Origin of the sequence: Ureibacillus aquaedulcis, assembly GCF_030418165.1 — a bacterium.
Classification (GTDB): domain Bacteria; phylum Bacillota; class Bacilli; order Bacillales_A; family Planococcaceae; genus Ureibacillus; species Ureibacillus aquaedulcis.
Map to the genome: position 1 here is coordinate 1 of NZ_JAUHTQ010000024.1, position 26,549 is coordinate 26,549.

Here is a 26,549-nt window from a genome sequence, read left to right on the forward strand (position 1 = left end):
ATTAATCTTTACACTAATTGGTGTTGCTGCTTTGACATGTTGAGTACCAATTATAATGGGTATCAAAAGTACTATTGATAGAATTGAAATTTTAATGAGATATTTCATCTAATGGCTCCTTATGTATGTGAAATTAATACCATAATAATTTTCCCTCATATAGTATTATTTTTCAATATCAATTATATATTTTATTCAACAATCGGGCGCTTTTCTTGAATAAGTAAAGTGCTTTATGAGGGCTAGATTGGTTGAATAACGTACTGGAGAATTATACTTAAACCTAACAACACTTAAACACCTAATTTAAGAGGATAAGATAGATTTAAATGATAAATACAGTAAAATTTATTACTTATTAATGAAATTAACTTATATAATATACAGTAAATTCCATATAGAGGTAGATTTGTATGTCTAAAATAGACAATATACTAGCAATTCTTTGGATGCTTAATTCAGGTGAAAAAATTACTGCTAAACAGATTTCAGAAAAACTAGAGATGAATATAAGGACTGTGTATCGTTATATTGATACACTTTCAACGAGTGGTGTACCTATAATTTCAGACACAGGACATAACGGTGGATACACTTTATTGAATAATTTTATTGAAGCACCTCTCTTTTTTGATTTTGAGGAGCAAACTTCATTATTTCATGCAGCGGTTTTTGCCGAAGAGGCGGGATATTATGGAGGTGAAGCACTAAATAGGGCTATCTCAAAACTTAGCAAATACTCAAATCAAGAGCAGGAAGCAAAGATTAATCAACATTTTAATAGCCTTGAAGTAATAAGGCGATTTAATTCTCTCTCTATAGCAGGTTTTTTGAACGAGTTAGAACTGTCCGTAGCTGACGGATACTCAGTAAAAATTCATTACGATAAGAGTGGCGAACAACAATTAAAGTTTAGATTGGTCGATCCGTACAGAATTATCTATTGGAATAATAAGTGGTATGTGATTGGATTTTGTCATCTTAGGAATGAAATCCGTAGTTTTAGAGTAGATCGAATTGAAAGTCTAATGCCAACCGAAAATAAGTTTGAACAACCAGAAAATTTTTCAGCAAGTGACTTTTTTAAGAAAAACCTCCTTCCTACCATAGAAGATAAAGAAGAAATTACCCCTTTAATTATTAATGGAGGATATAGGGCGTTGGAAGATATTTGCCAACATTGGTTTTTAGGTCACTATCTCCAAGAACGGAGTTCGGATCAAGCAATTTTTCTTCTTGAAAAGGGTATTCTTCATACATATATACCTTATTTGCTTTTACCGTATGGAAAATCTATTCAAGTTATTGAGCCCATAAGTCTAAAGAAAAGACTTGTCGAAGTGCTGTCTGACTTAATAAATTTTCATCAAAAATGATAACTTCCCTGACGGTAGCTGTCAGGGAAGTTTTATTATGATAGTTTATATCAATTATGATGGGAGTGTTATTGGATGCAAACAAAAAATATTTATTTATATGTATTTAATACAATGTCAGACTGGGAATATGGATATTTAATTGCAGAACTAAACACGGGAAGATATTTTAAAAGAGATATAGCACCTTTAAAAATAGTTACAGTAGGGGCTAATATAGAAATGGTTAATACGATGGGGGGGGCTGAGGATAAAACCAGATATTTCTGTTAATGAGTGTAATCTTGAGAGTAAAGATCTTTTGATTTTACCCGGAGGGACTACTTGGAGAGAAGATATTCATCAACCGATCTTGAAAAAAATTGGCGAAGCTTTACAGCTTGGCATTATTGTCGCTGCAATTTGTGGTGCAACTGAAGGCCTCGCGAATAAAGGATACCTAGATTCTAGAAAGCATACAAGCAATAATTTAGAGTATATTAAAATGGTTTGTCCTAATTATAAAGGAGAGAAATTTCATGAGATGGGACCTGTAGTATCAGATGCAAACTTGATTACTGCATCAGGAGTAGCTCCTCTGGAATTTGCGATGGAAGTACAAAAAAAATAGATGTATTTTCACCAGCTACATTACATTCATGGTATAACCTATACAAGACTCATAAACCTGAATACTTCTTCCAGTTAATGAAATCAATAAATTGAAGAGCAGAAAAGTAACTTGGTGTTGATTTAATAGAACTGGTAACTATATCCCTTTTTAATCTTATTGTGAAACCATGATTTTTTTTACTTATCATTGTAGGCGGATACCTTATTGCTCTAATGATTTCACGCTTACGTAAGCTGATGCAAGACGTAACCAATACGTCTCAACAGGTAGCTGCTTCCTCAGAAGAGTTGACGGCGAGTGCAGAACAAACAAGTCGTGCTACAGAGGAAATAACAAGTGCCATTCAAACAATTGCCGAGGGATCAGAGCTTTCTACTGCTAGTCTAGAAGAAAGTACGTCAGGTTTAGAAGAAGTGACGATAGGAATACAAAACATTGCGGATAGTTCCAATGCCATTGCAGAGGCTAGTTCATATGCAACGGAACAAGCGAAAATGGGAGGTGAGTTTGTTGGTAAGACTGCTCAACAAATTCACTCAATCCATCGATCGGTAAATGATAGTGGAGAAGCCATTCGTTCTTTAGATACTCGTTCACAGGAAATTGAAGAAATCACGAAATTAATTACAGAAATAGCTAACCAAACTAACTTATTAGCATTAAATGCAGCTATCGAAGCAGCAAGGGCAGGGGAGCATGGAAAAGGGTTTGCCGTAGTTGCAGATGAAGTTCGTAAGCTGGCAGAACAATCCCAACAATCTTCCACTCAGATTTCAACGTTAATAAATGAAATACAAATGGATATGGCACGCTCAAACGATTCCATTAATCAAGTAAAATTGGACGTGCAAGAAGGACTTACAATCGTCGAGAAAACCGAAGAAAGCTTTATTATGATTTTGGATTCCTTAGATAAAGTGGGTATGCAAATTGATGATATGGCGGCGACAGCTGAACAAATGTCGGCAAGTGCAACAGAAGTATCTGCGAATGTAACGAGTAGCACTTCTATGTCAAGAAATGCTTCCGAGCACTCTCAATCTGTCGCTGCTGCAACAGAAGAGCAGTTAGCATCTATGGAAGAAATCTCTTCGGCATCTAACAATTTATCGGAGATGGCCATGGATCTACAAGAACTTGTAAGTAAGTTTAGATAAAATACCCGTCTGACTCAAGATTGATAGAAGTCAGACGGTTTTATTTTTTCGAAAAAATCTTCAGGGTATTTAGAAATCTCATTCATGAGATATCAGGTTCTTTACTTCCAGGAGGAGTAATGACTTTTTTCTTATTGCTCTAAAGGGCAATTTAGTTGAAGAAGTTTACATACAAAAAAGCTAAGAGAAAAATACTCTTACCTTAAGATACAGTTTATAGAAAGTATATGTACGAATTACACAAACCTAAAAATTTAATATTATTAAAAAGGCATTCAGAATTTTGAATGCCCTTTGTTTGAGTCTGAACGTTTCCTTTTGAGAAACGTTATTTTTATTAATTTAATAAGAATTAATTTTTATTAGTAATATAAACATATTGAGTTAAGCTAGCCTATTCAATATTAGTAGCTAATGATTCACTGATAAAGCGTATAGGAACCATAGTAGTACCTTCATAGATTTTTGCAGGATTAGTTAATTTTATTGAACTAGTAATCCCATTACTATTAATAGATGCTGTTCTATTTCCTGCGGTAATGACGATTTTTTTTGCTACCCTAAATTAGTCGTATTGAATTCATTCTAGGGTTCATCTCGGGATCAAACTTACCCTTATGCACCAACTTCCACTCTAATCGATGAATCAACCGGAAAATATTTAAATTAAAAATTTAATTTAAATAAATTTCTTTATTCTTTAAAATGAATTATTTATAATAAATACAATTCAGGAAATGAGGAATATAGTACTATGAATGAAAAAAAAAAGGTTAAATTATCAAAACAACGACAAATAACTATTCCAAAAGTTTACTTTGATGCACTACAAATGCAAGATGAAGTGACAATTGAATTAGTAGAGAGTGGATTACTAATTAAACCCGTACATAAATTACCCGAAGATTTTGCAGAACAACTTTTAGAAAGTTTAGTTAAAAAAGGGTTAAGTGGTCAAGAGCTAGTAGAGAAATTTAAAGAAGCTAAAAATAATGTGGGAGGGATTATAGGTAGCAGTAAACGATGACATTGTTAAAAAAGAACATGATTTATAATAATGAAGTTAATTAGAATGGTCTTTTATTTGGTGCTAGATGTTGCAATTGATGAAAGGGACCTGTGAAAAGCAACTGTTTAAAGTAAATTTTAAAAATTATAAATAAAAGACTTGTAAAAAAATAAAATTGTGTATATTATGTATATATATTATATATGATGTATTTCTAATTAGAAATAGAGGTAATCGCATGCAAATTATTATTACAAATAGCTCGAAGGATCCTATATACGAACAAATCGCCACACAAGTAAAAAATTTGATCATGGATAGTACTCTAAAAGAGGGTGATGCTTTACCTTCTATGCGACAACTCGCTAAAGATTTACAGGTTAGTATCATTACAACTAAAAGAGCGTATGAAGAATTAGAAAAGGGTGGATTCATCTATTCCATTGTAGGAAAAGGTTCATTCGTATCTGAACAAAGTACAGAACTAATGAAAGAAAAACGTCTACAAACAATTGAAGAAAATATGTTTGAAATTATTTCAAATAGTAAAATGCTTGGAATTCAATTAGAGGAACTAATAGAAATGCTTACATTCCTATATAAGGAAGAAGTAAAGCAGTAGAAAAATACGAGCTTTTAAATATCATGATCGTAAACAATTATATGGGGAGAGGAGTATATATGTTTAATTTAATAAAGAAAGATTTCTACCTACAAAAAAATATTTTACCTATTTATTTTTTGATTTTATGTTTCTATTTATGGTCCGGGACACACCCAGCAATTGTCATAGGAATTGTTAGTTCAATTTTTGTTATTAATTCACATTATAACGATGAAAAAGGAAAGTCTCATATTTTACTAAACTCACTTCCCTATACGAAAAAAGAAATTGTTGGATCTAAATACATTGGGATGCTAGTATTTACGACTTTTTTATTACCGTTTGTACTGTTAGGAACCTATATAACATATCAGTCATTATCTAACCTTGATATAAGAGATATATTGTATGGATACATGATTATTACATTATTTACTTCGTTTTATTTACCTTTCTTTTATCGATTTGATCAGCAATACATTCTAGTAATATTTACGTTGATTTTTACTATTATTATTGTATTTGCGAAAAATTCCACAATACTTATTTCTAATATTGTAGGTGAATTCTCAAATATAGTGATGGAATTAAATAATCCTTTAATACAGTTGTCAGCATTAGTTGTAATATTAATAATATTTGGGCTTTCTTGGGTGTTATCAATGAAGGTATATAGTAAACGTTCATTTTAATTCTGCAGACTCAATAAAGGAGAGATAATATGTTTGAATATAAATTTGAAACTGTTTCAGTAAGTGTACTAAAAGGAACTATTAAAGACGATCATCGAGAAATTATTAAGAATTTAGCAAAAGAAGGATGGCGTCTACATTCTTTTACTCCCCTACCATTTTTGGCCGGGGGCCAAGCACAGAAAATAGAAATAATCTTTGAAAAAGAAATTCGCTAAGTTAAAAATTGTAAAAAGAATATTAAATAAACACGGTTAAAGATAAGGGGAATTATCTTTAGCTGTGTTTTTTTTTGTTAATTAAGTGAGAAAACTTCAATTTTTAAAATATTAAAAATCAAAAAAACACTATAAATGTCACAAACCTAAATTATACATTTAAGTATAAAGATGTAAGAAAAGTGTAAATATTGGAAAAATACCATTGACAATGAAAATATACAATGTGTATATTATGTATATATTATATGCGTGACTTTCAAAGCGCTATAATATACGTCATTAAATATGACGTAAGCTCCCAAATAAAAAATTTGTGAGGTGCAAAATGAATTTAATTCAAGAAAAAGAAGTAGTAAGTGCAGCACATAATTCAGTAGGGAACTTTCTAGAAGAGTTATCAGACACAGAATTAAATATGTTACAAGGAGCTGCTTGTAAATGGTGGGACATTAGCTGTCATGGTGGAAATGATGGATATTTCTGCACGTTTACAGCGGAGTGTCAACGTAGTTGTAACTAAACATTAAAAGTATTTGATGGATTGTTAGAATCCATCAAATACTTCTATGAAATTTAAAATTAGTAGGTAGGTGAAGGTTTTGAACAGTGTAAAAGAACATATTAGTGATACAGATCAAATCCAGTATTGGTCCACATTTTTTTATAACAAAAAAGATTACTTAAAAGAAAGTTTGCAAATTATATCAAATCAAACTTTATCAGAACTTTTAGAAGAAAAAAAATTAGAAAGTTATTCACTAAAAGAATCTATACGTTCTTTCATTGTAGATAAGCATAGTTCTTGTCAACTCCCTACTAATTTTAAAAGTAACTATCCTTATTTCAATAAATTTACTGAGAGATTCTTAAAATTTGCTTATAGCAAACTACAATCAATAATGAAAAAACGATTGAATAATCATATTGATTCAGAAAGCATGGAGCTTTATTTATTAGAATATTTAGATGATTATGTACACAGAATTGTTCAAAAATCTCTTGTACTGGAGTTAAATTTAGCAAGAGAAACGAACGTATTGGAAGGTACTACGTCTGAAGAACGTTTTACATATTTCCAACAAGACATGCTTGGAGATTCAGAATATGTTTTATCGTTTCTTAATAAGTATCCTCAAATTTATGAGTACATAGTTAAGAGAATTGATTATGTTCTTTATTATGTGGACGAAATCTTAGCCGCTGTCGAAAAAGATTGGGAAGAATTGTGCGCTACTTTCGAAGGGATTAATGATGGTAAAGTCATACGAAGAATAATTTTATCTGCAGGTGATTCTCATAATAAAGGAAGAACTGTTTGTGTGCTTGTTTTTAACGATAATTCAAGAATTCTATATAAACCAAGATCTTTAAAGATTGATGTAAAGTTTAAAGAACTACTAGAATTCATAAATAAAAAAAATAAGGAACTTCCAGATTTACGTGTTCCGAATGTAATTGATAAAGGTATTTATGGATGGACAGAATTCATTGTCTATGAAGACTGTAAAGAAGAGGAAGAAATTAAACGATTTTATACTAGATTGGGTATGCAGCTGGCATTGCTTTATGTGTTTAATGCAACAGATTTTCATTACGAAAATATTATAGCTCAAAACGAGTATCCAATTTTAATTGATTTAGAATCCCTATTCCATCAAGATGTTTCAGAAAAAGAATATGAAGAATCAGCGTTTGGAAAGGCTGAAAAAATTTTAGATGAATCGGTTATGGCTTCAGGAATGTTACCAAATTTTATTTACCAGAGAAATGGTAAACATGCTGGTATTGATTTAAGTGGCTTTAATGGAAGAGGGAATCAAGAGGTCCCAATTCAAGCTTCAAAATTAACTGGTGTCGGAACGGACTCTATGCACTATGAAAAGAGTAAGGTCTACCTAGAAGAAGGTTTGAATTTGCCGAGACTAAACAATGAATTGATTGATATCTATGCCTATTTAAATAATATTATAGCTGGCTTTAAGCATATATACCGATTTATCGAAACTAACAAAGAGATATTCAAGAAGTTTACAATGACATGTAAAGATATCGAAGTAAGGGTGATATTGCGTCCAACATTTAAATATGGAGAGCACTTACGTAGTATATTGCATCCAGGGTTATTAGCAAGTTCAGTTGATACAAATATTTTTTTACACCGTTTATATTTGCTTAACTATACGAATAAAAAACTTCAATTAATTACAAAAAAGGAAATAGAAGATTTGTTATGTTTAGACATCCCTATTTTTAAAACTAAAATAGGATCCAAGCATATACAATGCTCAGATGGAGAAGAAATAAAAAATTACTTTTCTAAAACTGCTTTAGAAAATGTAATTAAGAAAATTGAGAAACTTAATAGTAGAGATTTAGAAGAACAAATTCAGGTTATTAATATGTCCATGCTAGCGTCCAATGCAAGTGAATATGCTGAAGTGAGAAATATTGATGTAAACCTAGAGGGTAAAAAAATAGAAGATTATGATTATATAAAAATTGCTTCTGAAATTGGAGATTATTTAATTGATACTGCAATTAAATCAGACCATTCGGATGATGTTAGCTGGATAAGTACCGTACTAGAAGGTAATAACGAGGTTTCTTGGATGATCGCACCCGTTGGTCTAGATTTTTATAACGGAAATAGTGGAATCGCCTTGTACTTAGCATATTTGTATAAATTTACAGGTAACAAAATTTATAAAGATTTCACATATAGGGCAATTAAACCGGTAATTGAAAAATTCGAACTATATAAAGAGAATCCAAATTGGAGTCTAGGCGTATACAGCGGAGTTGGTGGCGGAATTTTATCAGTATTTTTAATTAGTAGACTTTTCAATGATGAGCATCTATTTGAAAGTGTTAAAAAAACGATTAAACATTATGTTGAAATGTCAAAGCATGATCGGATTTTCGACATAATAGGTGGTAGTTCTGGGGCATTAAATATGTTAATGCACATGTATCAAGAGACTCATGATGAGGAATTTTTAAAAAGTGCTTTAGTGTGTTCAAATCATTTATATAACAATACTGTTTTACTAGAAGAAGATCAATTAGGTTGGATATCGGTTCAAAATGACGGTCCAATGACAGGATATTCACATGGGAATGCAGGAATATTATCTGCGTTATCAAGGGTGAATAAAGTTGTTAGTGATGAAAGATTTAGAGATGTAATCAAAAAAGGATTAGCCTTTGAGAGATCGTATTACGATGAAAAATCTCGTAATTGGAAAACACCAGGAAAAGAAAATGCTGTTATTGCTTGGTGTCACGGTGCTCCGGGGATACTACTCTCTCGATTGAAGTTAAAAGAAAATGGATATATTGATGAAATGATTGATACAGAAATAGAAATCGCTTTAGATACTACTTTAAGAGAAGGTTTTGGGAATAACCGATCATATTGTCATGGCGACTATGGACAATTAGAAATTCTGATGTATGCAAACGAAATACTTCAATCAGAGGAGCTTGCCGAAAAAATTAATTTGATTCAACAACAATTAATCACAATTTTAAAAGAAGAAGAATGGAAGTATGGTGTAAGTAGAGGTACAGACGCTAAAGGATTACTGGTTGGCCTTTCTGGCATAGGGATGGGCTTACTAAAACAATTAAATAGAAACAGTACTCCCAACATTATTACATTTTAAGACAAATAGCTCATTGAAAGGAGGTGATATCATGAGCAAAGAACAATTACGTGCGCAATTAAACGTAACTATCGGTGAAGTTACTGAAGAAGAGTTAATGGAATTATCTGGAGCATATGATGTGGATCCAAATACAACTCCATTAACTACATCTTCTTGGACTTGTATCACTTTTGCAACTGCAACTGTTTGTCCATCGAATGTTTGTACAAGTAAATGTTAATAAGTTTTTGAAATTGGAAAGAAGGTTAAATGGGAGCTTAATCTTCTTTTCTTTTTCTATTATTCTACATATGAAGGGGACAGTCGATTATGGGAAAACAACAAATTGTAATGAATGAAAATCCGTTAAAGAAAGCAGCATATCTATTTGAAAGAGACTACATTCAAAACCAGGACAATGTATCGTTAGATGAGTTCTCAAAATGGGAAAAAATTGTTACCAACGATTTCCTTAACGATCGGTTAGAATCCTATGGGTTGAATAAAGAAGAGTTCCAAAAGATTATTAGCCAAAAAGAAAATCCAAAACTCAAAAATGATCCTACTTGGTTTGAAAAGTTTAATCAAATTATGGATGCTTATGAACCGGAAGAAATGGATTATTCTACATTCCAAGTATTGTTTGCACCGTTTATCCAATATATTATAAAACAAATCGGCCGTCATATGAACCAATATACACATATTATCGATGTAAAAAAAGTACAGTACAACCTCATAAATTCTTTATACACTAAATTTTTCAATATGGGCTTTCGGTGTGCAATTTTAGAAATTAATGTTGCACGGGAGCTCGGTACTTTAGAAGGTAATACGTCTAAAGAGCGCTTTCATTATTTTATGCAACAATTTGATAATATATACAAATTAAAAGAGGATTTTTATACTACTTACCCTGTTTTAGCTCGATTATTCGTAGAACATACAGAAAGTTTCATCATTACTGTTAATGAAATAGCTGATCGATTAACTAAAGATTTTGAAGAAATCCAAGATATTTTCTCTATAAATGCCAATTTTGTTAATGAGATAAAAATAGATTTAGGTGATACACATCAAAATGGTCGTAGTGTTGCTATTATTCAATTTGAAAATAATCAGAAATTGGTTTATAAGCCAAGATCTTTATCTATAGATAAAAGTTTCGAGAATATAACAAAGTGGATTAACTCGCGTGGTATTCGTTATATGTTAAAGAGTGCCGAGATATTAGATAAGAGTACATATGGATGGCAAGAATATATTGAACTTAAAGATTGTAGAAATAAAGAAGAAGTAGAGAAGTTTTATTATAGACAAGGTGTTTTGACAGCTCTGTTCTATGTATTGGGATCTACAGATTTTCATGCTGAGAATTTTATCGTTTATGGAGAGTATCCTATACCGGTTGATTTAGAAACTCTTTTTAGTAAAAATATCGAGATTTCAACATGGCATAGAATGCAAAGTAAATTTGTGAAGGAACTCAATTTTTCTATTTTTTCATCAATGATGCTTCCAATACCCAAGATTCAAGGGCATATAGCGGATTACGATTTAAGTGCTATCGGGGCAAATGGAGAACAGACATCAAAAAAATTCCAGAATTTAACTCTTACTAATTACGAGAGCGATGAGGTAAAAGTCGACTATGTCGCTGCTAAGACAACTAATTATAAAAATAGACCAATTGTTAATGGCGAAAAGGAAACACCCTTAGACTACATTAAAGAAATGCTAGATGGTTTTGCGGATACCTATCAAGTGTTCTTAAATCACCTTCATAACTCTGAAGAAATGGATCAATTTATCAAATTATTCGAACATGTGGAAGTACGGCAAGTTTTTCGCCCCACACAAGTATATGGAGATTTTTTAACCAAGAGTTTTCATCCAACATACTTAGAAAATGGGATGAATCGTTCAGAGATCTTTGAGTATCTTTGGAAAATTGCACAGCAAATACCAAAGTATAAGGAAATTATTAATTTTGAGATTAAAGATATGCTTCGAAATGATATACCATATTTTACTTACAAAATGAATAGTCGTGCACTTTTCGATAGTGATAAAACACATATTCCAGACTTTTTCGACGAAACAGGTATTGATACTTTAAAAACCCGTATTAACCATTTAAGTAAAGATGACTTAACGAAACAACTGAAATATTTTAAATGGTCATTAAGTACTTTAATCAAAGATGTTTGGCAGTCAAGAGGGATTAAAAAAAGTACTCAAACAAAACAAATATTTAGCCCACCATTAACTGAAGCATTTCTTATTGGCGAAGAAATAAAAAAACGTTCGATTAGAGAAGCAGATGGTTCTTTGATTTGGCTGGGTTTAAATATTGAGTCAGAAGATGGCGTAGAAATATCAATAAAAAGCTTAGATTTATATGACGGGATACTAGGATACGCATTGTTTTTTGCTCACTTATCAAATGAAAGCGGTAATTTAGAGTATCAAGAAATGAGTCTAAATATTTTAAAAGGTGTAGAGAACAGACTAAAAGACTCTCCGTTAAATAATTCAATTTCGGTATACAACGGTGAGGCTGGGTACATTTATACCTTGGCACATTTAGGAGTACTGTGGAATGATCAAGAACTTATAGATTTAGCAGTTTCAAGACTAGAAAAAATAGAAGATTTACTACCACATAATGAAATTTATGATTTTGTTGGTGGTCTTGCAGGAATGCTAGTAGCATTTATTAAAATTTATCAAGCGACTAAACGAGATGAATTTTTGCAAATGGTACTTAAAAGCAGCCAGTATCTGATTAACTATCTAAATACACCTTTCAACATGGGACCTGGATTTTCGCACGGTGCATCAGGTATGATTTATTGCTTGGATTTATTGTACGAATTAGTCCCTAATACAAACTATTTAGAGACGATTGTGAAGTTAAAAGACTATGTAACAAATTTCTATAATTCTCAAATGGACAATTGGGATAATGATGGAAATAACCGATTTTATTGGTGTCATGGGAAGCCTGGTATCTTACTTTCAAAAAATATAGATCATATGAGTAAAAATGATTTTGAGAAATATGTGATAGAATGTTTAGATTTCTCAAATATTCAAAATCATAGTATGTGTCACGGAATGTTAGGGAATATAGATATCCTAATTACACTTAGCAAGAATTCTAATAAAACGCTTTTAAAAGAGATGTTAGATTCATGTTTTACTTTATTGGAGAATTCTTCTAAGTCGGGATGGGTGACTGGGATTCACCCCGATGCCGAAATGGATGGAATAATGCTTGGATTAACCGGAATTGGTTACGGACTATTACGAATGGAAAATCAAGACTTACCTTCATTATTAACTTTGGATATGCCGAAAGAAGGTATTAAAAATGTCTAAAAAAAGGTTACACAAACATAAAAGAAGGGTCCCCTTCATCGAACAAATGCAACAAACTGAGTGTGCATTGTGTTGTTTAGCAATGGTATCAAGCTTTTATTACAAAGAATTAAGCTTATATGAGTTGCGTGAACGGATGGGGAATAGTCGTGATGGTACAAGCCTATTTCATCTGAAAAAAGTAGCAGAACAAATAGGGTTTGAATCAAAGGGATTTCGGTTACCCTCCTCAAATTTAACAGAGATTCCATTGCCAGCTGTTTTGTTTTGGGGAGAAAATCATTATGTAGTGCTTGAAAAAATAGACCATGGTAAATTTCAAATTGTTGATCCAGGATCAGGAAGAAGGACTTTATCAAAGGAAGATTTTGAAAAGCAGTATACAGGTTATGCATTAACGTTAGTTCCAAAGGAAAGATTTGAACATAAAAAAATAGATAGTGTATGGAAGAATTTTAGTAGCTTAATTACAAATAGACTTAAAATATTCACAACTATTTTAATTTTAACATTAGCACTTCAAATCTTTTCTGTATTAATGCCCTTTATTATTCAGTTTACGATTGACGACATAATTGTGCCTCAGAATACAGATTTACTTAAATATTTTATACTCCTAATCATTTTTATGGTTTTGTTTCAAACCATATTCTATTATTTCAGAGGGAAAATTCTAATTCGTTTACATAATGAATTAGATTATCAATTACAAACAGATTTTTTTAAGCATATTTTAAAAGTGCCATATCAATTTTTCTTATTACGCTCTTTTGGTGACTTAATATTTCGAGCTAGTAGTATGAAAATTATCCGAGATCAAGTTGCTAATCAAATAGTAAAGGGATTTTTAGATTCGATTATCTTGATAGGGTTATTTTTGTATATGGTAATTCAATCACCAATTTTAGCGTTAATAACATTAGTTTGTGCTTTTGCAAACATTGCTATTGTTCTTATCTCACAGAGGCTTTTATCAGAAAAAAACCAAATAGAAATCAAGGAGCAGTCTGAAACCCAAGGCATACAAACAGAGATTTTATATGGCATTTTTAGTGTTAAAACATCAGGAGTAGAAAAAAATATATATGCTCGATGGTTAGGGAAATTTAATCGATTATTACAAGCTTATAGAGAAAAAGGTGTAGTACTGAATAAAGTTAATACATCTGCAAATTTCTTACAGTATTTATCACCTTTACTCATTTTATTTATTGGTGCTCAACAACTACTTAGTGGCCATATTACATTGGGAATTTTAGTCGCATTCCAATCTATTTCCGGTCAATTTTTTTCATTAACAAGTGGCGTTGTTCAGATTGTTAATTCATTTATTCTTACAAAATCTTATTTAACACGAGTAGAAGATGTATTTGATGCCCCAGTAGAGGATAATGGAGGGAAAATCAAAAAAGTTTTAAAAGGTGACATACGTTTAGAGAATGTAAGTTATTCGTATTCAAAATACAGTCCTAAAGTTGTGGAGGATATTAATGTAGAAATTAAAAAAGGCCAGAAAGTAGCCTTTATTGGTAAATCCGGTTCCGGGAAAACAACTCTTGCAAATATTATCACAGGCTTATTAAAACCAGACAACGGAACTGTTTATTATGATGATATTTCTACAGAATATCTAGATTTAACAAATATCCGCAAACAAATTGGTATTGTTCCTCAAACAGCGAGTCTATTTAATAGAACAATCTTAGAAAATATCAAATTGCATAATACCGAAGCATCCATGCAGGACGTAATTGAAGCTGCAAAAGTTGCACAGATTCATGACGAAATTATGCAAATGCCAATGAAATATAATACTGTCATATCCGAAATGGGAATGAATATTTCAGGTGGTCAACGTCAAAGGATTGTATTAGCGAAAGCTTTATTAAATAAACCCTCGATTTTAATCTTAGATGAAGCAACTAGCTCATTAGATCATGTAAATGAATCTAAAATTGATAATTACCTTTCGGAAATTAATTGTACACGAATTATTATTGCACACCGCTTAACAACAGTAATGAATTGTGACTTAATAGTAGTTTTGGATAATGGAAAAATTATTGATGTTGGTAATCATCAGCAACTAATAGAACGTTCAGGATTCTATAGTCAATATTATAGAGAAATGATTTCTTAAGATATCTAGGAGGCATAAAATGGGTTATTTGAATAATTATAAAAAATATATTAGCCTAGCATTCTTTTCAACGACAATTTTGTTATTTGGTAATGAAGCATTTGCAAATAATGAACAAGAATCGATTGTAATTTATACTGAAGAACCGGAACAAACATTGGAAATATTACAATTGAAATATGATATTACAAAAATTGATTCTATCGAAGAAGCAGGGATTATTGTAGTAAATGGGATAGATGCAGATGATATTAGAGAAGAAGATAAAATAGAAAAACTTTTGAATCTTGATTCAAAAGATGTTATTCAAGATGTAAAGCTAGAAGCACCTAAATTAGTTCAACCAGAGCACATTTTAGAGTTGGAAAGTCCAGCTATTAGTAATCCACAATGGAATATTGAACAAGTTACAAATAATTATGAAAGCTATAAAGTAAATACCGGATCGCATATAACGAAAGTCGGTATTATTGATACAGGAGTCGACTTAGAACATCCGGATTTACAAGCAAATCTAATTAGTAAAGGAAAATCATTAGTTCCTAATATGGTGTCAACCGATGATAAAATGGGCCACGGGACAATGGTTGCTGGAATCATCGCAGCTAATGGGAACTTGAGTGGCATAGCACCAAATATAGGGATAGTGCCATATAAAGTGTATGATGATGTAGGTTCATACTCTACTTGGGTAATTGAAGCAATAATTGAAGCTACAAAAGATGATATGGATGTAATTAATTTAAGTTTAAATACGTTTAAGTCTAAGAAGAATCCTGAAGACAAAGAGATTATTAAAGCATTTGAGAAAGCATTTAAATTTGCAGAATCGAATAATACAACAATTGTAGTTTCAGCAGGAAATGAAGGTGTAGATATTAGTAAGGAATCACAGTTAGCAGATCAGCTTAACTCAGAGTACGATAGATTATTAATTTTACCAGCAGCTTCTAAGAATACTATTACGGTAGGAGCTCTAACAAAAAAAGGTATTTATGCCCCTTATTCAAATTATGGGAAGTATCTCAATTTAGTTGCTCCAGGAGGTAGTTATGAACTTAATGAAAGTATGACAGCGTTAGATTATTCATCATTAATTTTAACAACTTATCCAACTGATTTAGAAAATAATATCTTTAGTAAAATGGCAGGAATCGAGAAAGGTTATGAACTAAATGTAGGTACAAGTCTCTCTGCAGCACATGTCACAGCAACAATAGCTTTAATTAAAGATCAGTATAAAAAATTAAATCTATCGGAACCTTCTAATAAGATGATAGAAAAAATCCTCTATCAAACTGTAGATAGAACAAGCTATCCAACAAATTTATATGGTAAAGGGTCAGTAAATGCTTATAAAGCCTTACAAGGTATTAAATGATCTAAAACTAGTATTTATTTAAAGGGAGGAATTCTTTTTGTTAGAAGATGACGGAAATTACATTGTGAAGACATCTAATCTTACCAAGATTTATAAAGATAGACGAGCTGTAAATGGGGTTAATTTGAAAATAAAAAAAGGAGAGGTATATGGTTTTTTAGGCCCTAATGGTGCGGGCAAGACCACTACCATTAAAATGTTATTGGGCTTAATAAAACCTTCAAAAGGTGATATAAAGGTTTTAGATATGTCTCTAGAAAATAATCGTTTTGAAATTTTAAAAAATGTAGGTTCTTTAGTAGAAGCTCCAGCCTATTATTCGCATTTAACAGCTTTTGAAAATTTGTTAATTAACGCTAATATTTTAGGTTTGCCAAAAGAGAGAATCACAACTGCTTTAGATATGGTGAAATTATCAAGTTTTGCAGATAAGCCAGTTAAAGAATTTTCATTAGGTATGAAGCAGCGATTAGGTATTGCAAGTGCATTACTTGCCCAGCCAGAATTACTTATTTTAGATGAGCCAACGAATGGTTTGGATCCAGCGGGTATTATTGATATGCGTGAATTAATACGCAATCTAAATAAAAACTACGGTGTTACTATTATTATCTCATCACATTTACTCTCCGAAGTAGAGCATGTAGCAAGTCATTTAGGCATTATTGCTAGAGGTCAGATTCTATTTGAGGGATCTATCAAAGAATTAAAAAATATCATGGATAAATTTATCGTATTAACAACTAGTGATGCTACAAAAACATTATTTTTAGCAAATAGCATTGGTTGCGAAGCAGTTAAAGAAGATAATGAAATCCATATATCAAATATTTTAGATAGTGAATTAGCAAAACTTATTAAGGAGCTAGTGAGGTCTGAAGTTGATATATATAGAGTGGAAGAAAGATCACAATCTTTAGAAGACATTTTCTTGGGATTAGTCACTGGGGAGGAAACTCTATGTTAAAAGTGGCTTTAAAGAATGATTTTTTAAAAGTTAAAAAACATATTTGGGTGCTTATAGTTGGTTTCCCGATCATGGTTATTTTAATGCAAGCTGCTAACTATATATTTAGATTTGAACACCTTATAGGGTTAAGTGATGATTATTGGAATCTTTTATTGCAGAATGTACAATTTTATTGGCCTTCGGTATTAATATTATTAATTACTCTAGTGATTTCTTCAACAATAGGTATTGAATTTCAACATAATATGTGGATGAGACAATTTAGTTTGCCTATTAAACGTACGAAACTTTATATGTCAAAAATATATTTGAATTTAATGTTAATTTTCATTACTAGTGCTTTATTGTTTTTATTAATTATAGGCCTAGGTTTATTTTTAAAATTTAATATTGGTGACTTTTCATTTTTTGAAACAATTGTAATGAGTTATGGAACAATTTTTACGTTACTGCCCCTATTTGTTATTTTAATTGGAACTTCAATTTTGTTGAAAAATCAAGCTTTTACGTTAACTATAGGTATTGCAAGTGCTGTGGTCGTCATGTATACCTATGGACTACCTGAATTCTTACCATTTCAATGGCCGCATTTTGATGAAGGCTTTAGTCAAGGCATGCCGGATATACTTCGAGGATCTGTTTTAGGGGCTTTAGAGTTTATCATTTTGTATATTATTTTATCTTTGAAAAAACCAGCATAATAAAATGTCTGAATAGTCAATTATATGGAGGTGTTGATTTGTTTTTAAACTTAGTGAAAATAGAAATTTTAAAACTAAGAAACTCGAATATAGAGTGGCTTTTATTAATAAGTGTTGTACTATCTTTAATTATAGGCTTTCTCCCTATTTTCGGTACCAATCCAACTGATTTTAGCAATATTGTACAAATGATAATGGCTTATAGCTCACTTTTTTTACCATTAATTACTGGTGTATTAGCAACACTATTATGCTATTTTGAACATCAGAACGGTGGTTGGAGAAAGTTAGCCTCACTTCCTATAAAAAAGTATCAAATTTATCTTAGTAAGTATTTGATTTTATTGGGTCTTATCTTTATATTTCAATTTTGTTTTTTACTCTCTATGTTGGCCGTTAGTATAATAAATGGTGTAATTAGGGACGTTCCCATTCAGGCCTATATTTATACCTGTGTAATTGGATGGGTTAGTTGTATTTCATTAGCAGCATTTCAGTTGGCATTATCTATGTATTTTAAAAGCTTTGCAACGCCTACAATAATTAATGTTTTTCTAACATTCCCTGCTTTGTTAATTGCTAATACAGAAATTTTAAGTGTAATCTATCCGTGGTCACATCCTATGATTAGCATGCTTCAAACATTTATACAAACAATAGGTGGGGATTCAGGATTTTTAGAAAATGGTATCCTATTAGTTTTCTCACTTTTAATTAGTTCGTGCTTATTTTTATTATCTGGTTCGTACTACTCAAAAATTAAAGAATATTAAATAGAAATAGAAAGTGTAGTAACTATCGATAGTTATTATACTTTTTTTACTTCGAAGAATTTGAAGACCCCCATTATATCGATTTAATTTATATGTTAATTTGTGATAATTTTTAGGGAGGTAAAAATGTCAATTTTTAAATCAATAGATGAAAAATATATCAAAAATACGGAGTGGGTGAAAGACAACTCATACTGTTTAGAATCTATAAATAAATGTGATGATAATAATGATTCCAGTTCTTAGAGAATACCCTTAAAAACAAGAAGATAGTATGGCTTGGTGAAAATGGTCATGGTGTTGCTGAGCATAGTCTTTTAAAATCAAAACTAATTCATTTCTTGTATCATAAAATGGGTTTCAAAGATGTGGCATTTGAAAGCGGTCTAAGTGAATGCTATAGCTCGAATTATTTAAAAGAAGATCTTACAGTATACGAATGGATAAATCAACTTTTTCTTTGTGGAAATCGAAAGAAACTCAATCTTTTTTTGAGTTAGTCAAACAAAATTATGATATGAAACTTATTGGTTTTGATTTTCAACCATCTGTGAAACACAGTTTGTTTATAGAGTTTTTAGATAGAATCAATGTTGACATTCCATCAGAATTTTTACGGAGTATAAAAAAGGGAGAGGAAGCAGCATCATTTTGGTACGAATGTATTGGTAGCTATAAAGCTAGCGGAAAAAAATTGCCGAAAGAAATAATACGAGAATTTGCTGAAAATCAAAAAGAATTAGACGAGTTGATTACATATCTACAAAATATGATTAAGGAATTACAAGGAGATTTTGTACAAAGTGAAATGAAAAAAGAATATGCTGTCATTCAAAAGGACTTAGAAAACAAACGGTCCTTTTTAAAACATCTAGCTACTAGAAGACGTCCATACTCTCAAATTCGTGATCAGATTATTGTGGATAATCTAGAATGGATTTGTAACGAACTATATCCTAATGAAAAAATAATAATTTGAGCACATAATAACCATATCTATAAAAATATTAGAAGTGGTTATAAACCAATGGGTTCCTTAATGGGTCCAGACTTGGTAAGTCAATCCTATTATATGGGGTTTTTTATGTATCAAGGGGAAGTTACTTTTGATAAGAAAACGTTTCAAAAACTAAGCAGGCCACCCAAGAAGAGCCTTGAAGATGATATGAAACATAATCCAACTTCAATATCATTTCTTGACTTTTCTGGAAAATCAAGAAATGAAGTGAATAAGTGGATTTTTCGCAATACAGTAATCCTAGATTCTGGAATGATGCAAACCTTGATTGTGCCGAATAAGCAACTTGACGGCATATTTTTTATTAAAGAGGTCTCTCCTCCTAATTACTTATAATGAAATCAATGGGATTGGTTTTGAGGGTTTAAAAGATACCTAACAGGAGGGAAGATGACTGGCCTATTTATCATTGGCCGGTTTTCCTTTTCTTATGGCCTAAAGACTTACTGAAATTTATTTCAACAGGGAACCTTTATAATATAGCCATTTTAAAGGAATTTTTCTTCTAATAGCTTCTTGTTTAATTAGTTCAATTTCATGATACATTGACTTAGACAATATTCCCTTCTCTATGTATGTATTAAGGTAATAGTAAAAACCAGCCAATTCTTCTATAGATAATTCTTCGTATGAACTTCTCATTCCAAAGTAATCCCTTTCTATATACTTTTATCACTTCAATAATAGATGAATTTTTAATGGAATAGATTGTCCCAATAACAGAGGATTTTTTGAAGTCTAACTTAAATAGAAGTATTCAACTTGAGAGAGCCCGTTTTAGTAATTTTTCCTAAAACAGACTCTTTCGGTAATGCGAGTATATTTTAAATTAAATGGGAGTCTTTAAAATTAATAACTATGCATTTACTTTTCCACGTTGTGAGTAGTACATAATATCTTCTAAGCTTGGCTTTTCTAGGATTATATTTTTACCGAACATATCCTTAACAGACTGTACGTTAGACGTTAAAGCTTCAAAACCTGTATTGGCTTTACGAATGGAAATAAACTCTTTTTCGGTCTCGGAATCCAGTAAATCCAATGCTCCTTTAACAATTGCGTATTCTTCAGAGATAAGATGAAATTCATTATTATAAACAAGTCTGCCGTTTTGAATAAAAGCAATATAATCGGCGATACGATCTAAATCAGTAGTGATATGTGTAGAGAAGAAGATAGTTTTATCTTCTTCTATCATAAGATCGTGTAATAATTCTAATAATTCCCTTCTAAATACAGGATCTAAACCAGAAGTTGGTTCATCCATAATGATTAATTCTGGATTGTGAGATAATGCTAACGCCAGTGAGGCTTTCATTTTCATGCCTTTTGAAAAAGTCTTAATTTTTTTATTTAAAGGTAAGTTAAATCTTTCGATGTAATTATTAAACAGCTTTTCATCCCATTGTTGATAAGAGGGAGCAACGATTTTTTTCATTTCTTTTAAGTTTAAACTTTCATAAAAGACATTATCATCATATACAAATCCAATACGTTCCTTTATTTGCTTCTCATTTTTAGCATAATCTAGACCGAAGATTGACACTTCTCCACTATCTGGAGCTAATAAATTCATAATCATTTTTATAGTAGTTGATTTACCGGCACCATTTGCACCAATGAATCCTGTTACAAATCCACTTTTAACCTCTAAAGAAATGTTTCTTATCTCAAAGCCTTTGAATTTTTTACTTACGTTGTGTAGCTCAATTACATTATTCATTTGATTCAACTCCTGCTCATTTGATAAATACCGATATTAAAATGTAATAACAAAAGATTAGATAATGTATGAAACATAAATGTATACCTCACATATATACAATATATACAAATTTCCATTTTACTTCAATACAATTTTAAAAATTTTTTGTAAATATATTAAAATTCTTATTTAGAATACTTTTAATGCTACTCTTAGTCTTTAATTGATTTTGAGAGGCTAAAACAAAGGAGCCATCTACGATTGAGGGACAGGATATTTCAAACATTAAAATGGAATATACGGATACGTAGGAGGACCAATACATACAAAACAGGTGCTTCTATTCTTTTTGGTGTGCAACTTTTTGGTACAGGTATAGTATGGGCTGATAATTTTAGTTTTGAAGAGGTAAGTGAACTATAATGTAATAGAAACAATAGACACAGTCTTTTCAAACCAACTATTAAAAAGGGTAAAATTCTTATATAACATTTTCTACCTAACAAAAGTAGAAATTCCAATATTTATAAGGTGGAATTTTTTAGGATTTGTAAGCATTGGGGATTGAGTTGTAATGAAGATCCAACTGCTATATCTGTTATATGCGATATAAATGGAAAAGAATACCTGCATTGTTGTACATAACCATCCATCGAATGTCACTACGCCAAGCCCTGAGATATTGAGGTGACATAAAGATTAGTTGAAACTGGACATATCATTGGTATTGAAGTAATTGGTCATCTTTTTTAGCTACTAATCAATCACTATCATTAAAAGAAAAAGGCTATCTGTAAAGGGGTGAATGTAGTGGCAGTGGAACAACGTCTTTCACAAGTGTTAACAAGAACTAGGTTACTATGTTCGGATTATGGGGTTGTGTTTGAAACAATGTCCTATTCCAAAGAAGATGTTGATAACTCTATTATTCTATATTGAATATTCATTATGCTTAAACTCAGGGATGTCTAAGTGTATACGCCATGAAGTAGTTTACATAATGTAATTGACTAATAGTGATGATTTGTTTTAAGAGTTCAAACTTAATTATAACGATTACTCTTACTGCATATTCGATTTAGCAAATTGAGCGCTAAGACATATTATGACTTAATTTCCATTGACGTCAAAAACTGTTGAAATGCTGTTGAGCTCTATATAGAATCATAATGATGACAAAAGATATTAAAAAAGCTCTGTAGAGAATTTGCAGAGCCTTTCTTTTTTTATTTTGTTTATAATAATTATTGATTATTAATTAACTGGTATTCTGTTTAGTGCTAGTCGTAAATGTTTATCATAGTTTTTCACATACCACTCTAATTTTGAATCAGAATAGTTTAGTTGATGTGAAAGTATATTCTTAGTATTCATATATTCATATTGTTGTCGATATGACATGGTTGGATTAAACCATAAAACATTTAAACCTATCTGCGGCTCACTAATATAAGGGATATTTGTGTCGGTTTTAAATGTAAAAGAACATTCACCTAACCAATTCTCAAAAAGGCTTAAATGATCTCGATCTTCATACTGCAATTGAAGCTGAACAATACCTCTGTCAGTCTCCAACTGAAAATATAATGGACCACTGGGTAAAGTAATGTAACCTGTTTGGACATCATGCTCTATTTCTTCATCACCCAAAAACCATGGATTTATTAACCTCGTAATATATTGCTTAATATCTGAAACTTCATATAAAGTTTGAAGATTATAAAGAGTCTGTTGAACTTGTTCTTTAAATTGCTCTAGGAGTGACTCTTGTATTTCATCATTTAGTTTAGACAATAAACCGTTTAATTCTCTAATCTTCTCTGAAATTGATTGGAAGTCTTTAACTTGAACTATTTTATTATCTAAAGTCTCAGTTTTAAGATTCTCTAATTCTTTTACTGAAATCTAAAAGAAATCTGCGTATTTTTCCAACACTTTACTTGAAGCTTTTTTTGTTCCCTTCTCTAGTAATCCTACATAAGCACGCGAGATATACAAAGACTCTGCCATCTCGGATATTTTCAACCCTCTTTCCAAACGTAGTTCCTTTAAACGACTCCCAATTACTTGATTATGATTGCTACTCATTTGTGTCCTTCTGTTAAATGGATATAAGAAATATAAATCTATATATCTTATATATTGGACAAATATATTAGCAATTAATCATAAAGTTTATATTTTTAAAGTTTCACTTCTAGCTAATAACTATTTAGAATATCAATTGGATTTTATGTAGGTAAGCAAGAACTGAAGTTTAATAACTAATAAAAAAGGTTTGTACAAGTTTCTTATATATTATTTAGTCCAGCAATTCTCACCCAAATACTTAATATGTAGGGGATATCATAGTGGAGTAACTACTTCAATGCAAAAAGATAATTGTGTTAATTTATATAAGGGTTAATGTTAAATTAGACCAGTTAATAGAAGTTGATCGTTATTCAACAATCGGGCCAGATTGTGGAGCAAACCTTTTTGTTAGAAGTAGAGTAAAGGAGATAAAGTTTGATTGTTAGCACCTCAATTAATAGTAAAACCGTAACTAACTATAGTTAGTTACGGTTTAGATAAAATCTTATATAGACCACGCTTTTTTCAAAAGCTCTACACCCAACTTTATTTCCTCACAAGTCAAATTACTAAATCCTAGTTTAATAATTGGTTCATCAGAATGATTGTTTATGGAATATACGGAGGTAGGATACACTTTAACTCCATATTTGGAAGCACGATCGATTAACCATTGTTCTGAACGGTTTAGTTGTACCTTAACTAGTATGTACAATCCAGATTGCTCCCCGATAATGGATATAGTTTGTTTAAATTGTTTTCTTAATTCAGAAACGATGCACATCATTTTTCGCTTATAAACAAGACGCATCCGTTTAATATGGCGATTCCATTCTCCTTCTTCCATAAATTTAGCCATTGTAAGTTGACTAAGAAGAGAAGCAGTACTCTCAAAGCGATGAAATAGATTTTTATAATGCTTTAAAAGTAGCTGGGGTAGCACCATATAACTTAGACGGATTCCTGGAAGAAAGGACTTTGAGAAATTCCCTAGATATATGACTCTAGTCGAATCAATGGAAGCCAGTGCCGGAAATGGTTGTTGTGTATAACGGAACTCACTATCATAATCGTCTTCAATAATATAGCCGTTTATCTTGTTAGCCCAATGAATAAGCATTTGTCTTTCTTGAATTGAAATGCTTACACCTATTGGACTTTGATGAGAGGGTGTTACATAAATTAAGCGTGATTCCATTTGTTCTAACTTTGTGAAGTCAGTACCTGTCTCATAAACTGGTAAAGCTTCAAGCATTAAACTATGGAATTGAAAAGCTTCCTTAGCCCCGTCATACCCCGGATCTTCTACGATAATGCTAGGAAAATCATCCTTCAAAATTTGTCCAAGATAAATCAACATTTGTTGAGTACTACTACCGATGATAATGGCAGCTGGATCTGTTTTGACACCACGGGATTGAAGTAAATACATGGCGATTTGTTCACGTAATGATTCCTCTCCAAAACGATGTCCGTATCTAAAACTTTCCGGTAACGCTAAAACTTTATTTGCCATTCTTCTCCAAACTTTTAGTGGGAAATGGGGCTGATCTACTGCACCTGCTCGGAAATCAATTAGAACTTTTTTCTCCGGCTCTGTATTCGGTTTATTCTGAGAATATATAGTGTCTTGAATTATAAGAGGTTCTAATTCATTAACAAAATATCCTTTTCGTCCTTCACTACGGATATAGCCCTCTGCAACAAGTTGCTCATATGCACTAAGTGTCGTATTGCGACTTACTTGGAGAGAGTCTGCGAGTTGACGAATAGAAGGCAATGGATCATTAGCTGGAATATCTCCTTTCTCAATTAATATTTTAAATTGTTCGTAAATTTGTTTGTATTTCGGAAGACCCTCTCTAAAAGCAAAAATTGTATTCTGGATTTCTAACCACCACACTGACATCTATATTTGCTTATAATTGTACCTTTTTCGATGTCAGATTGCATTGTAGACTATCTCATATAAGGGCTTTAATTGTACCTGTTTCTTTAAACAAAATTTTTTTATGAAGGAGGAGCTTAAGTATGTATATACCTAAACATTTTAGGGTTAATGACGAAGAAATTATCTATGATTTTATCGAAAAATACAGCTTTGCAACTTTATTTTCTCAGCACAATGGTGAACCATACGCTACCCATCTTCCACTCACACTAAATAGATCTGAAAATGTTTTATATGGTCATTTCGGGCGTCAGAACGAACAGTGGAAGGATATTGAAAAACAACAAATTCTGGTGGTTTTTCAAGGTCCACATTGTTATATTTCGCCGACTTGGTACGAGACATCTAAAGGAGTTCCAACTTGGAATTATGTGTCTATCCATTTATATGGGGAAATGGAAATTGTGGATAATCCAAACGTAATATTCGATTCTTTAAATGACATGGTTAAGAAATATGAAAAAGCGGACAGCTCGTACAATTTAAAAAATGTAGATTCTAAATTTATCGAAGGAATGATTAAAGGAATTGCAGCATTCAAAATAGATATAACAAAGATTGAAGCGAAAGCTAAATTAAGTCAAAATCACACTATAGAACGTCAAGGATTAGTTATTAAGCATCTAGAAAACACTTCTAACCAGGATAACCTACAAATTGCATCTCTTATGAAGAAAAATTTACAAAAATACAAATAAATACCTTAATAGTAATCTTCAACAATCGGGCGCTATCCTTGAACAAGAAGGATATAGGAGCTCATTTTTAATTAAAGGGCCAGATTGTGGAGTAATATTCTTTTATAAAAGATTACCTTACATGATTAAAAACTTCCCAAAACCACACCTAATATGAATGACACCTATATATAGATGTAATTATTCATTATAGCATGTATGGTTAGTTTGATTTCGAAGAGGTTTAATTTATATAAATTATGTGGATTTCATAGAAAGCACTAAAAGAGGTTTGGTATGTTTATATCAAACCTCTTTATTTTTTGTCGAAGTTCCGAAGCATTTTGAGAAAAGGGATTAATTCATCCTAATTTTTGCAAGAAACCATTTAATACATTAAAAAATTAATACATATTTCATAGGGGCAATTCCTGATTTAATATAATTTATACTAATG

General features: G+C 31.3%; 22 protein-coding genes and 2 pseudogenes. 19 read left to right on the plus strand and 5 right to left on the minus strand.

Going from position 1 to position 26,549, the window contains the following annotated elements; genetic code table 11:
• Nucleotides 1-413: 413 nt before the first annotated feature.
• From QYB95_RS18430 to QYB95_RS18440, 3 genes and pseudogenes are all read left to right on the plus strand, one after another.
• Entirely contained in the window at nt 414-1,376 is a 963-nt protein-coding gene (locus QYB95_RS18430) for a helix-turn-helix transcriptional regulator (protein WP_301139834.1), read from the plus strand.
• A 75-nt stretch (nt 1,377-1,451) separates the two neighbouring features.
• A pseudogene (locus tag QYB95_RS18435) lies at nt 1,452-2,081 on the plus strand (type 1 glutamine amidotransferase family protein).
• 120 nt (nt 2,082-2,201) lie between these two features.
• On the plus strand, nt 2,202-3,146 hold the full coding sequence (locus QYB95_RS18440; protein WP_301139835.1) for a methyl-accepting chemotaxis protein: 945 nt from the start codon (nt 2,202-2,204) through the stop codon (nt 3,144-3,146).
• 394 nt (nt 3,147-3,540) lie between these two features.
• Here the strand turns inward: QYB95_RS18440 and QYB95_RS19315 are convergent, their stop codons facing one another.
• Nucleotides 3,541-3,693 (minus strand): stalk domain-containing protein, encoded by a 153-nt coding sequence (locus tag QYB95_RS19315; protein ID WP_425609229.1) that lies wholly within the window; start codon nt 3,691-3,693, stop codon nt 3,541-3,543.
• A gap of 207 nt (nt 3,694-3,900) precedes the next feature.
• Here QYB95_RS19315 and QYB95_RS18445 point away from each other — a divergent pair, with 207 nt between their 5' ends.
• From QYB95_RS18445 to QYB95_RS18505, 14 genes and pseudogenes are all read left to right on the plus strand, one after another.
• A complete protein-coding gene (locus tag QYB95_RS18445) occupies nt 3,901-4,173 on the plus strand; it encodes an AbrB/MazE/SpoVT family DNA-binding domain-containing protein (RefSeq protein WP_301139836.1) in 273 nt (90 codons plus the stop codon).
• A gap of 220 nt (nt 4,174-4,393) precedes the next feature.
• The gene (locus tag QYB95_RS18450) at nt 4,394-4,777 is read left to right on the plus strand and encodes a GntR family transcriptional regulator (protein WP_301139837.1); all 384 of its coding nucleotides are present in this window, start codon (nt 4,394-4,396) and stop codon (nt 4,775-4,777) included.
• Nucleotides 4,778-4,836: 59 nt separating this feature from the next.
• Nucleotides 4,837-5,451 carry an ABC-2 transporter permease gene (locus tag QYB95_RS18455; protein ID WP_301139838.1) on the plus strand — a complete coding sequence of 205 codons (615 nt, stop codon included), beginning with the start codon at nt 4,837-4,839 and terminating at the stop codon, nt 5,449-5,451.
• Nucleotides 5,452-5,480: 29 nt separating this feature from the next.
• The gene (locus tag QYB95_RS18460) at nt 5,481-5,669 is read left to right on the plus strand and encodes a DUF4177 domain-containing protein (protein WP_301139839.1); all 189 of its coding nucleotides are present in this window, start codon (nt 5,481-5,483) and stop codon (nt 5,667-5,669) included.
• A 328-nt stretch (nt 5,670-5,997) separates the two neighbouring features.
• The gene (locus QYB95_RS19320) at nt 5,998-6,192 is read left to right on the plus strand and encodes a plantaricin C family lantibiotic (RefSeq protein ID WP_425609228.1); all 195 of its coding nucleotides are present in this window, start codon (nt 5,998-6,000) and stop codon (nt 6,190-6,192) included.
• 79 nt (nt 6,193-6,271) lie between these two features.
• Nucleotides 6,272-9,337 (plus strand): type 2 lanthipeptide synthetase LanM family protein, encoded by a 3,066-nt coding sequence (locus QYB95_RS18465; protein ID WP_301139840.1) that lies wholly within the window; start codon nt 6,272-6,274, stop codon nt 9,335-9,337.
• 31 nt (nt 9,338-9,368) lie between these two features.
• Complete coding sequence (locus tag QYB95_RS18470; protein ID WP_301139841.1) at nt 9,369-9,560, plus strand: class II lanthipeptide, LchA2/BrtA2 family; 192 nt, start codon at nt 9,369-9,371, stop codon at nt 9,558-9,560.
• Nucleotides 9,561-9,649: 89 nt separating this feature from the next.
• Nucleotides 9,650-12,703: a type 2 lanthipeptide synthetase LanM family protein gene (locus tag QYB95_RS18475; protein ID WP_301139842.1), complete on the plus strand. Its 3,054-nt coding sequence runs from the start codon at nt 9,650-9,652 to the stop codon at nt 12,701-12,703.
• Nucleotides 12,696-14,843: a peptidase domain-containing ABC transporter gene (locus QYB95_RS18480; protein ID WP_301139843.1), complete on the plus strand. Its 2,148-nt coding sequence runs from the start codon at nt 12,696-12,698 to the stop codon at nt 14,841-14,843. The genes QYB95_RS18475 and QYB95_RS18480 overlap by 8 nt, the downstream gene beginning before the upstream one ends.
• Nucleotides 14,844-14,862: 19 nt before the next feature.
• A complete protein-coding gene (locus QYB95_RS18485; RefSeq protein ID WP_301139844.1) occupies nt 14,863-16,224 on the plus strand; it encodes a S8 family peptidase in 1,362 nt (453 codons plus the stop codon).
• A 37-nt stretch (nt 16,225-16,261) separates the two neighbouring features.
• Nucleotides 16,262-17,191, plus strand: coding sequence for an ABC transporter ATP-binding protein (locus QYB95_RS18490; RefSeq protein WP_301139845.1), 930 nt, complete (start codon nt 16,262-16,264; stop codon nt 17,189-17,191).
• Nucleotides 17,185-17,895 carry an ABC transporter permease gene (locus tag QYB95_RS18495; RefSeq protein WP_301139846.1) on the plus strand — a complete coding sequence of 237 codons (711 nt, stop codon included), beginning with the start codon at nt 17,185-17,187 and terminating at the stop codon, nt 17,893-17,895. Before QYB95_RS18490 ends, QYB95_RS18495 begins: the two co-directional genes overlap by 7 nt.
• Before the next feature lie 38 nt (nt 17,896-17,933).
• Nucleotides 17,934-18,668 carry an ABC transporter permease gene (locus QYB95_RS18500; protein ID WP_301139847.1) on the plus strand — a complete coding sequence of 245 codons (735 nt, stop codon included), beginning with the start codon at nt 17,934-17,936 and terminating at the stop codon, nt 18,666-18,668.
• Nucleotides 18,669-19,107: 439 nt separating this feature from the next.
• Nucleotides 19,108-20,022: pseudogene (locus QYB95_RS18505) on the plus strand (erythromycin esterase family protein).
• A gap of 520 nt (nt 20,023-20,542) precedes the next feature.
• Here the strand turns inward: QYB95_RS18505 and QYB95_RS18510 are convergent.
• Nucleotides 20,543-21,409 carry an ABC transporter ATP-binding protein gene (locus tag QYB95_RS18510; protein ID WP_301139848.1) on the minus strand — a complete coding sequence of 289 codons (867 nt, stop codon included), beginning with the start codon at nt 21,407-21,409 and terminating at the stop codon, nt 20,543-20,545.
• A 792-nt stretch (nt 21,410-22,201) separates the two neighbouring features.
• Here QYB95_RS18510 and QYB95_RS18515 point away from each other — a divergent pair.
• On the plus strand, nt 22,202-22,330 hold the full coding sequence (locus QYB95_RS18515; RefSeq protein WP_301139849.1) for a hypothetical protein: 129 nt from the start codon (nt 22,202-22,204) through the stop codon (nt 22,328-22,330).
• A gap of 315 nt (nt 22,331-22,645) precedes the next feature.
• Here QYB95_RS18515 and QYB95_RS18520 read toward each other — a convergent pair whose 3' ends face one another.
• From QYB95_RS18520 to pdxR, 3 genes are all read right to left on the minus strand, one after another.
• A complete protein-coding gene (locus QYB95_RS18520; protein WP_301139850.1) occupies nt 22,646-23,185 on the minus strand; it encodes a hypothetical protein in 540 nt (179 codons plus the stop codon).
• Nucleotides 23,186-23,296: 111 nt separating this feature from the next.
• Complete coding sequence (locus tag QYB95_RS18525; RefSeq protein WP_301139851.1) at nt 23,297-23,479, minus strand: helix-turn-helix domain-containing protein; 183 nt, start codon at nt 23,477-23,479, stop codon at nt 23,297-23,299.
• A gap of 490 nt (nt 23,480-23,969) precedes the next feature.
• Nucleotides 23,970-25,352, minus strand: a complete 1,383-nt coding sequence (gene pdxR / locus QYB95_RS18530; RefSeq protein ID WP_301139861.1) for a MocR-like pyridoxine biosynthesis transcription factor PdxR — start codon at nt 25,350-25,352, stop codon at nt 23,970-23,972.
• A gap of 143 nt (nt 25,353-25,495) precedes the next feature.
• On the opposite strand from pdxR, the gene QYB95_RS18535 reads away from it, so the two are divergent.
• On the plus strand, nt 25,496-26,113 hold the full coding sequence (locus QYB95_RS18535) for an FMN-binding negative transcriptional regulator (protein WP_301139852.1): 618 nt from the start codon (nt 25,496-25,498) through the stop codon (nt 26,111-26,113).
• Nucleotides 26,114-26,549 lie beyond the last annotated feature (436 nt).

Bases quoted from the DNA above. Each gene is read 5' to 3' on its own strand.
- QYB95_RS18430 (WP_301139834.1), top strand. From the start codon at position 414: ATGTCTAAAATAGACAATATACTAGCAATTCTTTGGATGCTTAATTCA.
- QYB95_RS18440 (WP_301139835.1), top strand. From the start codon at position 2,202: ATGATTTCACGCTTACGTAAGCTGATGCAAGACGTAACCAATACGTCT.
- QYB95_RS18445 (WP_301139836.1), top strand. From the start codon at position 3,901: ATGAATGAAAAAAAAAAGGTTAAATTATCAAAACAACGACAAATAACT.
- QYB95_RS18450 (WP_301139837.1), top strand. From the start codon at position 4,394: ATGCAAATTATTATTACAAATAGCTCGAAGGATCCTATATACGAACAA.
- QYB95_RS18455 (WP_301139838.1), top strand. From the start codon at position 4,837: ATGTTTAATTTAATAAAGAAAGATTTCTACCTACAAAAAAATATTTTA.
- QYB95_RS18460 (WP_301139839.1), top strand. From the start codon at position 5,481: ATGTTTGAATATAAATTTGAAACTGTTTCAGTAAGTGTACTAAAAGGA.
- QYB95_RS19320 (WP_425609228.1), top strand. From the start codon at position 5,998: ATGAATTTAATTCAAGAAAAAGAAGTAGTAAGTGCAGCACATAATTCA.
- QYB95_RS18470 (WP_301139841.1), top strand. From the start codon at position 9,369: ATGAGCAAAGAACAATTACGTGCGCAATTAAACGTAACTATCGGTGAA.
- QYB95_RS18475 (WP_301139842.1), top strand. From the start codon at position 9,650: ATGGGAAAACAACAAATTGTAATGAATGAAAATCCGTTAAAGAAAGCA.
- QYB95_RS18480 (WP_301139843.1), top strand. From the start codon at position 12,696: ATGTCTAAAAAAAGGTTACACAAACATAAAAGAAGGGTCCCCTTCATC.
- QYB95_RS18485 (WP_301139844.1), top strand. From the start codon at position 14,863: ATGGGTTATTTGAATAATTATAAAAAATATATTAGCCTAGCATTCTTT.
- QYB95_RS18495 (WP_301139846.1), top strand. From the start codon at position 17,185: ATGTTAAAAGTGGCTTTAAAGAATGATTTTTTAAAAGTTAAAAAACAT.
- QYB95_RS18510 (WP_301139848.1), bottom strand. From the start codon at position 21,409: ATGAATAATGTAATTGAGCTACACAACGTAAGTAAAAAATTCAAAGGC.
- QYB95_RS18525 (WP_301139851.1), bottom strand. From the start codon at position 23,479: ATGAGTAGCAATCATAATCAAGTAATTGGGAGTCGTTTAAAGGAACTA.
- QYB95_RS18535 (WP_301139852.1), top strand. From the start codon at position 25,496: ATGTATATACCTAAACATTTTAGGGTTAATGACGAAGAAATTATCTAT.